Below are 15,164 nucleotides of genomic sequence, written 5' to 3'. Positions count from 1 at the left end.
CGTGAGCTCCCGGTTCCGGTCAGTCTTCGCGCAGCGCGAGGTCGATGAGGTCGTCCGCGTCCGCGGCGAGCAGGGCCGTCTCCTCCTCGTCCGGCAGTGCCGGCGGCGCCGTGACGACTTCGCCTTCCACGGCCGCATCCGGCTCCAGGACGCCGCTGAGGTACTGGGCCAGCCGGGCCGCGGTCGGATAGTCGAAGGCCACGCTGGCGGGCAGCGCGGCGCCCGATTCCGCTTGCAGCCGATTGCGCAGCTCGACCGCGGTCAGCGAGTCGAAGCCCAGCTCGCTGAAGGGTTTCTCCCGCGGAATCTGCGTGCCTGAGCTGTGTCCGAGTACGACCGCGGCGGAACCGCGGACCAGTTCCAGCAGCGCCCGCTCACGGTCCGCCGCGGACAGACCGGTCAGCCGGCCTCGCAAGCCGCCGGGTGCTTCGCCGTCCTGCCCGCCACCGTTCAATGCCGCCCGGACCTCGGGCAGGTCCGACAGGAGGGCGCTCGGTCGCATCGCGGTGAACACCGGCGCGAATCGCGCCCAGTCCATGTCGGTGACCACGAGCGAGGTCTCGCCCTCCCGCACGGCGTGCTCCAACTGGGCGATCGCCTGTTCGGGCCGCATCGGCACCACGCCCAGTGCGGTCAGCTGGTCCCGTTGTGCCACGCCCGAACCGCTCAGCATGCCGGCCTGGTCCCATGCCCCCCAGGCGACCGACGTCGCGGTCCGGCCCTGCGCACGGCGGTGCAGCGCCAGCGCGTCGAGGAAGGCGTTGCCCGCGGCGTAACCCGCCTGCCCGCCGCTGCCCCACGCCGCCGCGCCGGAGGAGAACAGCACGAACGCGTCGAGGTCCAGGTCCCCGGTCAGCTCGTCCAGATGGCGTGCGCCGTCCACCTTGACCCGCAGGGCCCATTCGAGCTGGTCCCGGGTCATCGACGGCAGTGGTGCCGTTTCGCCCACGACCCCCGCGGCGTGCACGACTGTCCGCAGTGGGCGGTCTTCGGGAAGGGCGGCGAGCACGTCGGCCAGCGCCGCCCGGTCGGTCACGTCGCACGCCGCCACCGTCACGTCGGCGCCGGCGGCCTCCAGTTGCAGCCGCAGCTGTTCCACGCCCTCGGCGTCGGGGCCGCGCCGGCTCACCAGCACGACGTGGTCACTGCCCCGCTCCACCAGCCACCGGGCCACGTACCCGCCAAGCCCGCCGGTGCCGCCGGTGACCAGAGCCGTTCCCGAGGTCGTCCACGCCCCGGCGCGGGACCGGGGTGCCGGCGCGTGGACGAGTCGCCGGCCGAACAGCCCCGACGGGCGCACGGCCACCTGGTCCTCGCCCGAGGTGCCCGACAGCACCGCGGTGACCAGGCGCCCGCTGCGCGTGTCCAGGGTGTCGGGCAGGTCGATCAGGCCGCCCCACAGGCCGGGCTGGTCCAGCGCGGCGACGCGGCCCAGGCCCCATGCGGCGCCTTGCCCCGGAGCCGTCACCGGATCCTGGCCGCCGACCGACACCGCGCCGCGAGTCGCCACCCACAGCGGCGGAGCACCGGTGTCGCCCAGTGCGCGCAGGAGGGCGATGGTGCTTGCGAGCGCGGTGGTCGTGTCGGGTTCCAGCGCTGCGGTGAGGGACAGCACGGCGGTCACCGGGACGTCGGCGTCGAGCGCGGCCCGCAGCCTGCCGCTCGACCCCGCGTCGTCGCCGTGCTCCAGCACGAGCGTGTCCGCGCCGAGTACGGCAACCACGTCGCTCACCCAGGCGTCGTCGCTCTTCCCGGCCGGGACCACGACGAGCCGGCGCCCGGAGGTCACCTGGAAGTGGCTGCCACCGAGTGGTTTCCACGTCTCCCGGTAGCGCCAGCCGTCGGCCGCGTTCTCGTCGCGGCGGCGGGCGCGCCACGACGCCAGCGCCGGCACCATGGCCTCGACCACGCCGCTGTCCAGCCCGAGCGTCTCGGCCACCGACCGCACGTCCTGCTGTTCCACCGCGGCCCAGAACCGCTCGTCGGCCGGATCCACCGCGACCCGCTCGGCGGGCGGTTCGGGATCGGGCCAGTAGCGCTCGTGCTGGAACGCGTACGTGGGCAGTGGCACCCGCACGGCGTCCCGGCCCGCGAACATTGTGGTCCAGTCCACCGCGAGGCCGTAGGTGGCGGCCTGGGCGACCGCCAGCACCATGCGGTGCAGGGACCCTTCGCCACGGCGGAGCGTGCCCGCGACGGGCACCACGCCCTCACGGGAGTCGACGATGTCCTGCACCGCGGGCACCAGCACCGGATGCGGACTCACCTCCAACACCACCCGGTCACCGGCATCCAACGCCGCCGTGACCGCCTCCTCGAACCGCACCGTGCTCCGCAGATTCCGATACCAATACCCCGCGCCCCACTCCGCGGTGTCCGCCTGCTCCCCCGACACGGACGAAAACACCGGGATCGCCGCGGGCCGCGGCACGATCGGCGCCAGGTCGGTCAGCAGCCGCTCCTCGATACGCTCCACCAGCCGCGAGTGCGACGCGTAGTCCACCGCGACCCGCCGCGCCCGCACACCCCGCCCCTCGCAGTCGGCCAGCAGCCGCTCCAGAGCACCGCTCTCGCCCGCGACGACGGTCGACGTCGGTCCGTTGACCGCGGCCATCGACACGTCCGGGTGCTCCGCGAGCAGCTCACGCACCTGACCGGCAGGCAACGGCAAGGCCACCATCCCACCGCCACCGGCAACCTCTTCCGCGATCGCCCGGCTCCGCAACGCCACCACCCGCGCCCCATCAGCCAACGACAGACCACCCGCCACACACGCCGCCGCGATCTCACCCTGCGAATGCCCCACCACCGCAGCCGGCTCCACACCGAACGACCGCCACACCGCGGCCAACGACACCATCACCGCCCACAACACCGGCTGCACCACATCCACCCGCCCCAACGCCGCCTCGTCACCGAGCGCCTGCTCAAGCGACCAGTCCACGAACGGCTCCAACGCCTCACCACAAGCACGCATCGACCGCGCGAACACCGGCGACCCGGCCAGCAACTCCCGCCCCATCCCCACCCACTGCGCACCCTGACCCGGAAACACGAACACCGCCCTGCTCCCCACCCGCGCCACACCCCCCACCACACCCCGAGCCGCCTCACCCGCAGCCGCCGCACGCAAACCGGCCAGCAACTCCCCCCGACCAGCACCCACCACCACCAACCGATGACCGAACACCGCCCGCGAACTCACCAACGACCACCCCACATCCACCCCACCCACCGACGGACACCGCTCCCAGTACTCCAGCAACCGGGCCGCCTGAGCCCGCACCGCCCCACCCGACTTGCCCGAGAGCACCAACGGCACCACGGCGTCCACGGCGAAGTCGCCGACACCGGAGGGCTCCGCGGGCGGGGCGCCCTGTCCGGACCCGGCGTCGGCGGGCGCTTCGAGGATGATGTGCGCGTTGGTGCCGCTGACACCGAACGCGGACACCCCGGCCCGGCGCGGGTGATCGGTGTCCGGCCACGGGACGGACTCGGTCAGCAGCCGCACGTTGCCCTGGGACCAGTCGACCTGCCTGGTCGGCTCCGCCACGTGCAGCGTCTTCGGCAGCACCCCGTGCCGCAACGCCATCACCGTCTTGATCACGCTCGCCACGCCGGCCGCCGCCTGCGCGTGTCCGATGTTCGACTTCAACGACCCCAGCCAGAGCGGCCGGTCCTCGGGCCGGTCCTGACCGTAGGTCGCCAGCACCGCCTGCGCCTCGATCGGATCACCCAGCTTCGTCCCGGTGCCGTGCGCCTCCACCACATCCACATCGGCGGCGGACAGCCCCGCCGCGGCCAACGCCTGCCGGATCACCCGCTGTTGGGACGGGCCGTTCGGTGCCGTCAGACCGTTGGAAGCGCCGTCCTGATTCACCGCGCTCGACCGCAGCACCGCCAGCACCTCATGACCGTTGCGACGGGCATCGGACATCCGCTCCAGCACGACCACGCCGACGCCCTCGGCCCAGCCGGTCCCTTCGGCATCGTCCGAGAACGACCGGCACCGGCCGTCCGCCGCCAGACCACCCTGCAGCGTGAACAAGGCGAACGCGTCGGGCGACGCCATCACGGACACGCCGCCGGCGAGAGCGAGCGAGCACTCGCCCGACCGCAGCGCCTGCGCCGCCAGGTGCATCGACACCAACGACGACGAACACGCCGTGTCCACACTCACCGCGGGACCTTCCAGCCCGAGCGTGTACGCCACACGCCCCGAGATGACGCTGGTCGCGGCACCGGTGATCTGGTGGCCCTGCAGCTGTTCACCGCCGCGGGCGACCAGCTCGCTGTACCCCATGTGATACGCGCCGGTGAACACCCCGGTCTGGCTGCCCGCCAGCGAGGTCGGGTCGATTCCCGCGCGTTCCAGTGCCTCCCACGACACCTCAAGCAGCAGCCGCTGCTGCGGGTCGGTGGCCAGCGCCTCACGCGGGGAGATCCGGAAGAACGCAGCGTCGAACTCGCCGACGCCGGACAGGAAGCCGCCCTCGCCCGTCGCCGAGGCGCCGAGCGCCGCGTCGAGGTCCCAGCCTCGGTCGGCGGGGAACGGCGTGATGCCCTCGGCTCCGTCGGCGACCAGCTGCCAGAGATCGTCCGGATCCGCCACCCCGCCGGGGAAGCGGCACGCCATCCCTACGAAGACGATCGGGTCGTCGGTGACGGAGACCGGTGACGGCAGCGGAGCCGTGCCCGCCGGACCGGTGTCGTCGAACGCGCCCGCCAGATGCCTCGCGACGTGAGTGACGGTCGGGTGGTCGAACACCAGGCTCGCGGGCAGGACCGCTCCGGTCCTGGCCTGTAGCAGATTGCGCAGCTCGACCGCGGTCAGCGAGTCGAAGCCCAGCTCGGTGAACGGCTGCGCGGTGTCGATCTGCGCGCTCGACGCGTGGCCGAGCACCGCTGCCGCGGCCTCGCGGACCAGCTCGACGAGGATCGCCAGCCCGTCCGCGGTGGACATCCCGGTGAGCTGCCGCGCCAGGCCGTCGCGACCGCCCTGCGTGTTGTCGGCGGAGCGCCGCGCCGGGTTGCCGGTCAGCGATCGCCACAGCGGTGCGACATCCCGCTGTGCGCGCAGCGCTCGGACGTCGAGCCGGGCCAGCCCCAGCACCGCGGCGCCCGAGTCCCACGCCCGATCGAACAGGTGCATGCCCTGCTCCACACCCAGCGGCGGCATCGCCGACCTGGCGATGCGGCGCAGATCCGTGTCGGACAGGGCCCCGACCAGGCCGACGTCGGTCGTCCAGGCGCCCCAGGCCATCGACTGCCCGGGCAGCCCCTCGGCACGGCGACGCGCCATCAGGCTGTCGAGGAACACATTGGCCGCCGCGTAGTTGCCCTGGCCGCTGTTCCCCACCTGTCCGGCCAGCGACGAGAACACCACGAACCGGGACAGGTCGTACTCGCGGGTCAGCTCGTGCAGGTTCCAGACCGCGTCGACCTTCGGCGCCAGCACCCGGTCCAGCTGTTCCTGCGACTGCGAGCCGATGACCCCGTCCTCCAGGATTCCCGCCGTGTGCACGACGGCGGTCAGCGGATGCTCCGGTCCGACGGCGCCCATCACCGCGGCCAGCGCCCGCCGGTCGGTCAGATCGCAGGCGGCGAACGTCACCCGGGCCCCTTGTCCGGCCAGCTCGGCGGTCAGCTCCGCGGCGCCCGGCGCGTCGGAGCCGCGCCGGCTGACCAGCACCAGGTTCCGCACCCCGTGCTCGGCCACCAGATGCCGCGCGACCACGCCTCCGAGACCGCCGGCACCGGTGATCAGCACGGTGCCGTCGGGCGTTAGGGGCTGTTGGACCGTCAGCACCAGCTTGCCGACGTGCCTGGCCTGGCTCATGAACCGGAACGCCTCCGGTGCCCGGCGCACATCCCACGCCGTCACCGGCAGCGGCCGCAACGCGCCGGCCTCGAACAGCGTCACCAGTTCCCGCAGCATCTCCTGGATCCGATCGGCGCCGGCCTCCATCAGGTCGAAGGCCCGGTAGCTCAACGACCGGTCGCGGAAGTCCTCCGGTGACCGGATGTCGGTCTTGCCCATCTCCAGGAACCGTCCGCCCGGAGCCAGCAGATCCACCGACGCGTCCACGAACTGACCCGCGAGCGAGTTCAGGACCACGTCCACACCCCGGTCCGCGGTGGCGGCCCGGAAACGCTCACGGAAGTCGAGGTCCCGGGACGACGCCAGCCGCCCGGCCGTAACTCCCCACTCCCGCAGGGCACCCCACTTGCCCGCACTCGCCGTGGCATAGACCTCCGCGCCTCGGTGGCGTGCCAGCTGAATCGCCGCGAGCCCGACACCGCCGGCGCCGGCATGGACCAGCACCGACTCACCGGGTTCCAGCCCGGCGAGATCCAGCAGCCCGTAGGAGGCGGTCAGGAACACGACAGGAACCGACGCCGCGGTGGCGAACGACCAGCCCTCGGGGATCCTCGCCAGCAGCCGGTGGTCGGTCACCGCCACCGGACCGAACGCGCCGAACGCCAGGCCCATCACCCGGTCGCCGGGCGACAGGTGCGGCACACCGGGACCGACCTCCGTGACGACACCGGCGACCTCGCTGCCCAGCGGGCCCGCCGCGCGTACGTCGCTGACCATGTCGAGCGCGTTGAGCACATCGCGGAAGTTGAGGCCCGCCGCGTGGACCTGGACGCGCACCTGCCCGTGTGCAAGCGGATCGGCCAGTTCCAGAGCCGGCACGAGCGCCAGGTTCTCCAGCATGCCCTTGTCCGTGGAGTCCAACCGCCAGGGCACGTCCTGCGGTGCGGGCAGTTCGTCGGCCGGCCGGGCCCGGACGAGCCGTGCGGTGTGCAACCGCCCGCCGCGCACCGCCCACTGCGGCTCGCCGGACGCCAGGATCGCGCCCAGCACACCGGCCTCGATCCCGATGCCAGTGCCGGTGTCGGTGTCGGTGTCGGTGTCGAGCAGCACGATCCGGTCCGGGTTCTCCGACTGCGCCGACCGCACGAGACCCCACACCGCGGCGGCGGCCAGGTCGGTCACCGGCTCGCCCGAGCGCACGGCCACCGCGCCCCGGGTCGACACCACCAGCGGGATCGACGCGAACCGTGCCTCACCAAGCCAGTACTGCAGCTGCCGCAGCACCCAGCCGGTGAGTTCGTGCGTGGACCTGACCACCGGGTGCGGCCCGCCGGCCACGGCCAGCACGACCGCTCCGGGCACCGGCCTGCCCTCGTCGAGCGCGGTACCGACCGCGCTCAGGTCGAGGTGGTCCGCGCCACGGGAGGCGACTGTCACCCAGTCACCCATCGGGTCGGCTGCGCCGGGCCCGGTCTCACTCCACTGCGTCAGCAACACGGCCCCGTCGCCCAAGCCGGCCGTCAGGCTGTCCGGGGCGAGCGCCCGCACGGCCAGCGATCCGATGGACAGCACGGGAGCGCCTGCGCTGTCGGCGACCGCGACGGCGACCTGGTCCGGGCCGGTCCGGGTGAGTACGACCCGCAGCCGCGACGCACCCGAGGCGCGCAGCCGTACGTCGGTGAAGCTGAACGGCAGCCCGCCCTGCTCGGCCGCGTCGAGACCGGCGAAGACCGTGGTGTGCAGTGCCGCGTCCAGCAGCGCCGGATGGATGCCGAACGACTTTGCCGAAGCGCGGGCGGACTCCGGCAGTTCGACCTCGGCGAGGATCCGGTCCCCGCTCCGCCATGCCTTGCGCAGCCCCTGGAACACCGGGCCGTAGCGGAGGAAACCGCCTTCGGCCAGCCGCTGGTAGAACTGCTCGGTCTCCAGCGGTGCCGCATCCGCGGCGGGCCAGGTATGGGCAAGAGGGTGGAACGCGTCGTCGGCCCGGTCGTCGGCGGCGGACGCGCTCACGACACCGGTCGCGTGGCGAGTCCATCTCTCCTCGCCGTCCACCCGCGCATACACCGTGACGCTGCACCGTTCAGCCTCGTCGAGCGCCCCGGCCACCACCTGCACCTGCGCGCCGCCTGAGGCGGGGAGCACGAGCGGCGCCTCAAGGACGAGTTCGTCGAGCCGGTCGCAGCCGACGCTGTCTCCCGCGCGGATCGCCAGCTCCACGTACCCGGTGCCGGGGAAGATCACCGAATCGCGCACGGCATGGTCCGCAAGCCACGGATGCGTCCGCACCGACAGCCTGCTGGTGAAGACCACCTCGTCGTTCTGCGGCAACGACAGCATCGCTCCCAGCAACGGATGCTCCGCCGCCGTAAGCCCGGCCGCGCCGACGTCGGTCGCCCCGCCGGCGCTCTGTGGCCAGAAGCGCTGATGCTGGAAGGCGTAGGTCGGGAGCTGGACGCGCCGCGCCCCGGAGTCCGGGAGCACGGTCGTCCAGTCCACGGCCACGCCGTGGACACTGGCCTGGGCGACCGCCAGCACCATGCGGTGCAGGGACCCTTCGCCACGCCGGAGCGTGCCCGCGACGGGCACCACGCCCTCACGGGAGTCGACGATGTCCTGCACCGCGGGCACCAGCACCGGATGCGGACTCACCTCCAGCACCACCCGGTCACCGGCATCCAACGCCGCCGTGACCGCCTCCTCGAACCGCACCGTGCTCCGCAGATTCCGATACCAGTACCCCGCGTCCCACTCCGCGGTGTCCGCCTGCTCCCCTGTCACGGACGAAAACACCGGGATCGCCGCGGGCCGCGGCGCGATCGACGCCAGGTCGGTCAGCAGCCGCTCCTCGATCCGCTCCACCAGACGCGAGTGCGACGCGTAGTCCACCGCGATCCGCCGCGCCCGCACACCCCGCCCCTCGCAGTCGGCCAGCAGCCGCTCCAGAGCACCGGTCTCGCCGGCGACGACCGTCGACTCCGGCCCGTTGATCGCGGCCATCGACACGTCCGGGTGCTCCGCGAGCAGCTCACGCACCTGACCGGCAGGCAACGGCAAGGCCACCATCCCACCGCCACCGGCAACCTCTTCCGCGATCGCCCGGCTCCGCAACGCCACCACCCGCGCCCCATCAGCCAACGACAGACCACCCGCCACACACGCCGCCGCGATCTCACCCTGCGAATGCCCCACCACCGCAGCCGGCTCCACACCGAACGACCGCCACACCGCGGCCAACGACACCATCACCGCCCACAACACCGGCTGCACCACATCCACCCGCCCCAACGCCACCTCATCACCCAGCACCCGCTCCAACGACCAGTCCACAAACGGCCCCAACGCCTCACCACAAGCACGCATCGACCGCGCGAACACCGGCGACCCGGCCAGCAACTCCCGCCCCATCCCCACCCACTGCGCACCCTGACCCGGAAACACGAACACCGCCCTGCTCCCCACCCGCGCCACACCCCCCACCACACCCCGAGCCGCCTCACCCGCAGCCGCCGCACGCAAACCGGCCAGCAACTCCCCCCGACCAGCACCCACCACCACCAACCGATGACCGAACACCGCCCGCGAACTCACCAACGACCACCCCACATCCACCCCACCCACCGACGGACACCGCTCCCAGTACTCCAGCAACCGGGCCGCCTGAGCCCGCACCGCCCCACCCGACTTGCCCGAGAGCACCAACGGCACCACAGGCTCGACCTCGGCTGCTTCCTCCCCGGCCACGGCTTCGACAGCCGGGGTTTCGACAGCCGGGGTGTCGTCCGCGTCGGCTTCGGCAGGAGCCTCAAGGATCACGTGCGCGTTGGTCCCGCTCACGCCGAACGCCGACACCCCGGCCCGGCGGGGGCGACCGGTCTCCGGCCACGGCGTCGCCTCGGCGAGCAGCCGCACGTTGCCCTGGGACCAGTCGACCTTTGTCGACGGCTCGGCCACGTGCAGGGTTTTCGGCAGCAGCCCGTGCCGCAACGCCATCACCATCTTGATCACACCACCGACACCGGCCGCCGCCTGCGCGTGTCCGATGTTCGACTTCAGCGACCCCAGCCAGAGCGGCCGGTCCTCTGGCCGGTCCTGACCGTAGGTCGCCAGCACCGCCTGCGCCTCGATCGGATCACCGAGCTTCGTCCCGGTGCCGTGCGCCTCCACCACATCCACATCGGCGGCGGACAGCCCCGCCGCGGCCAACGCCTGCCGGATCACCCGCTGTTGAGAGGGGCCGTTCGGCGCCGTCAGACCGTTCGACGCGCCGTCCTGATTCACCGCGCTGGACCGCAGCACCGCCAGCACCTCATGACCGTTGCGGCGAGCGTCCGACAGCCGCTCCAGCACCACCACACCGACGCCCTCGGACCACCCGGTCCCCTCGGCATCGTCCGAGAACGACCGGCACCGGCCGTCCGCCGCCAGACCACCCTGCAGCGTGAACCGGACGAACATGTCCGCCGCGGCCATCACTGTGACACCGCCCGCGAGGGCGAGCGAGCACTCGCCCGACCGCAGCGCCTGCGCCGCCAGGTGCATCGACACCAACGACGACGAACACGCCGTGTCCACACTCACCGCAGGGCCTTCGAAGCCGAACGTGTACGCCACGCGCCCCGACATCACGCTCCCGGCCGCGCCGGTGAGCAGATGGCCTTGCAGCTGCTCCTCGGCTCGTGCGACCAGTTCGGCGTAACCGGTCTGGTAGACGCCCGTGAACACACCGGTCGCACTGCCGGCCAGCGAACTCGGGTCGATGCCCGCGCGTTCCAGTGCCTCCCACGACACCTCCAGCAGCAGCCGCTGCTGCGGGTCGGTGGCCAGCGCCTCACGCGGGGAGATCCGGAAGAAGGCCGCGTCGAACTCGCCCGGCTCGTCGAGGAACCCGCCCTCGCCGGTCGCGGACGTACCGGTGCCCGGGCCGCCGCTGCCCAGCAGCGAGTCCAGGTCCCAGCCGCGGTCGGCCGGGAACGGCGTGATCCCATCGGTCCCCTCGGCGACCAGCCGCCACAGGTCCTCCGGGCCGAAGACGCCGCCCGGGAACCGGCACGCCATGCCCACCAGCACGATCGGATCGTCGGCGACGGACGCGAGAGCCGGCATCACGGCGGCCTCGGCGGGTTGCGCGCCGAACTCGGCCGCCAGGTACCTCGCCACGTGGCCGACGGTCGGGTGGTCGAACACCAGGCTGGCCGCCAGGGCGACGCCGGTCCTGGCCTGTAGCAGATTGCGCAGTTCGACCGCGGTCAGCGAGTCGAAGCCCAGCTCGCGGAACGGCTGAGCGATGTCGATCCGCTCGCCCGGGGCGTGCCCCAGCACCGTCGCGGCCGACTCGCGGACCAGGTCGGCCAGCGCCTCCAGCCGGTCCGCGTCGGACAGTGCGGCCAGCCGTCGGCCGAGGCCGTCGCCGCCGCCGTCGGTGTTGTCCGCGGCACGCCGCGCCGCGGACCCGGCCAGGGAACGCCACAGTGGCGTGATGTCCCGCTGGGCCCGCAGCGCGGCCATGTCCAGCCGGGTCGGTGCCAGCAGCGGACGGTCCGCGCGCAACGCCCGGTCGAACAGCTCCATGCCCTGCTCCACCGACATCGGCGGGGTGGCCGAGCGCGCGATCCGCCGCCGGTCGGTGCCGGACAGGGCGCCCACCATGCCGAGCTTTGTGGACCACGGTCCCCAGGCCAGCGACATGCCCGGCTGCCCGTGGTGGCGGCGCTGCTGCATCAGCGCGTCGAGGAACGCGTTGCCCGCGGCGTAGTTGGCCTGGCCACCGCCGCCCAGCAGGCCGCCGAGCGACGAGAAGGCCACGAAGAACGACAGGTCCCGGGTCAGCTCGTGCAGGTTCCAGGCCGCGTCCACCTTGGGGGCGAGCACCCGGTCCAGTTGCTCGCGCGACAGCGACGCGAGCACACCGTCGTCGACGACGCCCGCGACGTGCACGACCCCGGTCACCGGGTGCTCGGGCGGGACCTCGGCGAGCGCCTCGGCGAGCGCCTGCCGGTCGGACGCGTCACAGGCCGACGCCGCCACCGTGGCGCCGAGCGCGCCGAGCTCCGCCAGCAGTTCCCCGGCACCCGGGGCAGCCGCACCGCGCCGGCTGACCAGCAGGAGGTTCCGCGCGCCGTACTCGGTCACCAGGTGCCGTGCTGCCAGCGCGCCCAGCCCACCGGTGCCGCCGGTGACGACGACCGTACCCTCGGGATCCAGCACCGGCGCCGGTTCGTCACCCGCGTCGGCCCGGGTCAGGCGCGTCGCGAAGAGCCGGCCGTCGCGCAGCGCCAGTTGGGGCTCGCCGGCGGCCAGTACGTCACCGAGCACCGTGGCGTCGAGCCGGTCGGTGCGGGAGTCGGTGTCGAGCAGGACGAACCGGCCCGGGTTCTCCGTCTGCGCCGACCGGACCAGGCCCCACACAGCCGCCGCGGCCAGATCCGTGACCGGGTCACCGGGTGCGGTGGTGACCGCGCCCCGGGTCCACACGATCAGCGGCGGGCCCGCGGGGTCCGCCGGCCACTGCTGCAACTGCCGGAGCACATCGGCGGTCAGCTCATGCGTGCTGTCCACCACCGAGTCCGAGTTCCCGGACGCCCGCAGCACCACCGTGCCCTCCTCGGCAGCGGGCACGGGGTCCATGGGCCCGACGACGGTCCAGCGGCCCAGCGGGGTGGCACCGCCAGGAGTCGGTACCCAGCTGATCTCCAGCAGGGAACGGTCCCCGGTGTCCACCACGGTGCCGACCGCGTCGAGCGGTCGCAGCGTCACGGAACCGATCGACAGCACGGGTGAGCCGGTCCCGTCGGCGGTCGCGAGCGACACCTCGTCCGGCCCCTCGGGAGTCAGCGCGACCCGGAGCCGGGCCGCACCGGAAGCGAGCAGATCCACGTCGCGGAAGGCGGACCCCGCCCCTTCCCTGCCCGCGAGCGTGCTTGCCCGCAGTGCCGCGTCCAGCAGCGCGGGGTGGAGCCCGAACGACTCCGCGGCACCACGGCCGGACTCGGGCAGCTCGACCTCCGCGAGGATCCGGTCGCCGTGGCGCCACGCCTTCGTCAGCCCCTGGAACATCGAGCCGTGTTCGGCGGAGGGCTCGTAGAACCCGGTCACGTCGATTTCCTCGGCTTCCGGCGCGGGCCAGACCCCGCGCAGCGGGCCGAACGGGTCCGGACCGGCCGCGCGGGCGGCCGTGCCCAGCCGGCCGGTGGCGTGGCGGGTCCACTCCCGTGCGCCGTCCGCCCGCGCGTACAGGGCGAAGCTCCGCCGCGCGTCCTCGTCGGCGGCACCGACCAGGACCTGGACCTGGACGACTCCCGTGGCCGGCAGCACCAGCGGCGTCTCCAGCGCTAGTTCCTCGACCCGGTCGCAGCCCACGCTGTCGCCGGCGCGGACGGCCAGCTCGACACTGGCCGTGCCCGGGAAGACCGCGGTGCCGCCCACCGTGTGGGCGGCCAGCCACGGGTGCGTGCGCAGCGAAAGCCGGCTGGTGAACACGATCCCGTCGTCCGTGGGCGACGGCACCACGGCGCCGAGCAGCGGGTGCTCCGCCGGGCTCAACCCGGCCGAGGTCACGTCGGCGACGCCTGCGACCGTGTCGGGCCAGAAGCGGCGGTGCTGGAACGCGTAGGTCGGCAGCGCCACCCGCGCCGCGCCCCGGCCCGCGAACACCGCGGTCCAGTCCACCGCCACACCGTCCACGAACAGCCGCGCCACCGCGGACAGCACCGCCGACGCGTCGTCCTGATCGCGGCGCAGCACCGGCGTCACGAGCGTGCCCGGCGCACAACTGTGGTGCGCCGCACCGGAAAGCACACCGTCGGGCCCCAGTTCCACCAGCGCGGTCACGCCCTGGTCGGCGAGCAGGCGCACACCGTCGGCGAATCGGACCGTGCCGCGGACCTGGTCCGTCCAGTACCGCGGGGAGCACAGCTCTTCAGCGGACGCGATCTCACCGGTCAGGTTCGACACGATCGGGATCCGCGGCTGCCGGAACGCGACCGTCTCCAGTACCACGGCGAACTCCGCCAGCATCGGATCCATCAAGGGCGAGTGGAACGCGTGCGACACCCGCAGCCGCGTCACCTGGGCGCCGCGGGCGGACGCCACCTCGGCCACCCGGTCCACGTCGCCCCGCGGCCCCGAGACCACCACCGAGTCCGCCGTGTTCACGGCCGCGACCGACACGGTCTCCGGCAGGATCTCGGCGATGTCGGCCTCGGCCAGCGTCATCGTGGCCATCGCGCCGCCCGAAGGGAGCGCCTGCATCAGCCGGGCCCGCGCGGCCACCACCCGGCACGCGTCACCCAGCGACCACACCCCGGCGACGTAAGCGGCCGTGACCTCACCGATCGAATGTCCCAGCAGATAGTCCGGGGTCGTCCCGAACGCCCGCAGCACCTCGAACAACGCCGCCTCGACCGCGAACAGGGCCGGCTGCGCCCACCCCGTCTCGTTGATCAGCTCCGCGTCCTCGCCCCACATCACCTCACGCAACGGCCGATCCAGCAGCGGATCCAACTCCGCGAGAACCCCGTCCAGCGCGGCGGCGAACACCGGCGACTCCCCGTAGAGCCCGCGGGCCATCCCGACCCGCTGCGCACCCTGCCCGGTGAACAACACCCCGAGCCGCGTGTCGGCCTTCGCGGCATCCGAGACGGTCCCGGCGCCGGGCTCACCCGCCGCGAGGGCACGCAACCCGGTGACGAGTTCGTCTCGATCCGTGCCCGGCACCACGGCGCGGTGGTCGAACACCGCGCGGGAACCGGCCAGCGACCACCCGATGTCGGCCGGTCGCAGCGACGGGTCCGCCTCCACGAAGTCCAGCAGCCGCGCGGCCTGCGCCCTGAGGGCCTCCTTCGTCCGGCCCGACAGCACCCACGGCACCGCGGCCGTGAGCACGGCGGGGGTTTGCGGGGCGGCACGACGCTCGTCGCCCGCTGCCGCCTCCAGGATCACGTGGGCGTTCGTCCCGCTGACGCCGAACGACGACACCCCGGCCCGGCGCGGACGGCCGGTGTCCGGCCACGGCGTCGCCTCGGTCAGCAGCCGTACGTCGCCCTGCGTCCAGTCGATCTGCGTCGAGGGCTCGTCCACGTGCAGGGTCTTGGGCAGAATCCCGTGGCGCAACGCGAGCACCATCTTGATCACACCGCCCACTCCCGCCGCGGCCTGGGTGTGTCCGATGTTCGACTTCAACGAGCCCAGCCACAGCGGCTGCCCGTCCACGCGGTCCCGGCCGTAGGTCGCCAGCACCGCCTGCGCCTCGATCGGATCACCGAGCTTCGTCCCGGTGCCGTGCGCCTCCACCACGTCCACGTCCGCGGCGGACAGACCGGCCGCGGCGAGCGCCTGCCGGATC

At 73.2% G+C, this 15,164-nt stretch carries 1 protein-coding gene (only partly in view); it reads right to left on the bottom strand.

Annotated features, from left to right (window positions below; genetic code table 11):
* Nucleotides 1-19: 19 nt before the first annotated feature.
* Nucleotides 20-15,164: the 3' end of a type I polyketide synthase gene (locus tag AC27LF_RS26195; protein WP_487231275.1), read on the bottom strand. It continues 17,369 nt past the right edge of the window; the window shows 15,145 of its 32,514 coding nt (coding positions 17,370-32,514); the start codon falls outside the window, past its right edge; its stop codon occupies nucleotides 20-22.

It is taken from the genome of Streptomyces diversicolor, assembly GCF_057537855.1.
Note: the sequence above shows the minus strand (reverse complement) of the source record. Positions and strands in the feature narration are given on the sequence as shown.